At 54.7% G+C, this 1,909-nt stretch carries 2 protein-coding genes; one reads left to right on the top strand and one right to left on the bottom strand.

Annotated features, from left to right (window positions below; translation table 11 throughout):
* Positions 1–96: 96 nt before the first annotated feature.
* Positions 97–519: a hypothetical protein gene (locus AAFO90_RS24760; RefSeq protein ID WP_347511173.1), complete on the bottom strand. Its 423-nt coding sequence runs from the start codon at positions 517–519 to the stop codon at positions 97–99.
* Between the two features lie 464 nt (positions 520–983).
* Here AAFO90_RS24760 and AAFO90_RS24765 point away from each other — a divergent pair, with 464 nt between their 5' ends.
* Positions 984–1,433, top strand: coding sequence for a CFI-box-CTERM domain-containing protein (locus AAFO90_RS24765; RefSeq protein WP_347511174.1), 450 nt, complete (start codon positions 984–986; stop codon positions 1,431–1,433).
* The last annotated feature ends 476 nt before the right edge of the window (positions 1,434–1,909 follow it).

Below are 1,909 nucleotides of genomic sequence, written 5' to 3' on the forward strand. Positions count from 1 at the left end.
CTGGAAGTATAGGTATTCTTGGTCATGGCGTGATCTCCCTGGCGGTTGCCGCCGCCGGTTGGGTGGGTGGATGTTCACCCGGAGATTACGCCGCCTTCAAATTTCCACCAACTCCGAGACACGACCGCGTTGCAGTTGAGGGGGCACTCCACCAAGCAAACCATCAGGTATATCATAAGGATCGTAGGTCAGCTCAACACCGGCCTCCAGGCTCAGCAAGGAGACATGCAGACTGCGAAAGTCCACCTCGACCACCGGCGTGTCGTTGATGAAGATCCGGGAACGCCAGTCGCTGTTGATCTGCTGCCACCAGCCCCCATGAAAGCGCCCGTTCAGGTTCCAGTCTGATCTGCTGAAGATCCGTCGGGTTCGCTTGTGATGATGATCGGTGGCAACGTCATCAACCTGGGGCTCATCAAGAACAGGAATGTCAATGAAAGCGTCCCCGATGACCTCATTATAGCGGCGCACCTCCTCCCGCATCCTGATCGTTTCGTCAGTGTCCTCGTATTCGACCAACCCATCATCTTCGCCCCGAAGAATGATCAGTTCCTCGCCAGCGACCCGGACGACGTCGTCTCTCTGGAAGGCCGCCTCAGCAAAGGGAAACTGAAGCCCTTTACTGCATGACCTTGCTGGCTCACCTCTGTCCTCAGGATGGCGGTGGGCCTTTTTCGTTTGGGGCGCTGGCCTATCCGTCGCTGCGCAGGAGCTGCCAGCTTTCGACCCCGAGCCCTTGCCCGGTCAAAGGGGGCCACTGATGCTGCGACCTACTGGCAGTGGCTGGCGAAATACGTGTTGACCCGGAAAGTCCCATGACTCTAACCTCAGCTGGCGTGCGTGGCTGGGGCTGCCACTTAGATTTTTTATGCCGCTTCAAAATTACGCGGCTCAGAATACCCTCCTAACCCGCTATATTGACGGCACTTAGAGAAGTTCCACCCAAGCAAGTTTGCTGTAGAGAAATAGGAAAGGAAGTAGGAATGACTGATTACGAGGAGACTTTTCACCCAAATGGAACTGATGGCGACGATGTCGAGGAGGTTCCTAGCAAGGCTGGGTGGTTCGACGATAGCGATGAGGACGAAAAGCGAAAGAAGAAAGACAAGGACAAGGGATGGTGTTTCTTGACCACCGCCGCTTGCGAACACATCGGCTTGCCCGATGACTGCTATGAACTGCAAACCCTACGTGATTTTCGCGACAACTTCCTCTGCGCCACTGTAGATGGAGCTGAAATCGTGGAAGAGTACTATAGAATTGCACCGCCTCTTGTTCCCTTGGTCAAGCAAGAACACACTGCCGCTTGGGTTTGGAAACACATTCAACAAGCCGTCGCTCAGATTGAAAACGGACAGAACTCTGCCGCGTTAGATACTTATCAGAACATGGTTCGTATCCTGCAGCGGGAGGGTCGAAATACGGGAACATAGAACCCCACGCCGCCCCTACCTCTCCGCGGCCACCTCTGGCTGGGGTGTAGGAGCCCAAGCCGCCGCAGGGCGCTACAGATCGTTTGCATCTCGAATCATCTGTATCAATTCTTGGATCCGTTCTCGCAGATCCAACTGATCCAAGTCAGCCGTCTCTTGACAGATTTTGGACGCAGCTCCGACCTTATCGCCTTGTTTATATGTCTCATTCCGGCCTGCGTGGCTGGGGTTTTCTCGATAGAAGTAGAAGGCATGATCATACCGGCCAGCCTTTCCGGCTTTCACATACAAGCGCGGATGCAGTTCTTTCAGTGCGGCTTGTGTCTGACGTCAGCACCAATGGGACAGTTTAGGGAAAGTCTGAAAAACCTCGTGCTCTGAGCGGGTTGCGGTAGACTGAGCGGGACCTTGAAGGATGCCCGCCGATGCCCAAACAGCCCGCCTTTCCTGCGCTACGCCAGTCAATGAAGAAGAAA

This window comes from Phaeobacter sp. CAU 1743 (assembly GCF_039839315.1).
GTDB lineage: Bacteria > Pseudomonadota > Alphaproteobacteria > Rhodobacterales > Rhodobacteraceae > Phycobacter > Phycobacter gallaeciensis_A.

Bases quoted from the DNA above. Each gene is read 5' to 3' on its own strand.
- AAFO90_RS24765 (WP_347511174.1), top strand. From the start codon at position 984: ATGACTGATTACGAGGAGACTTTTCACCCAAATGGAACTGATGGCGAC.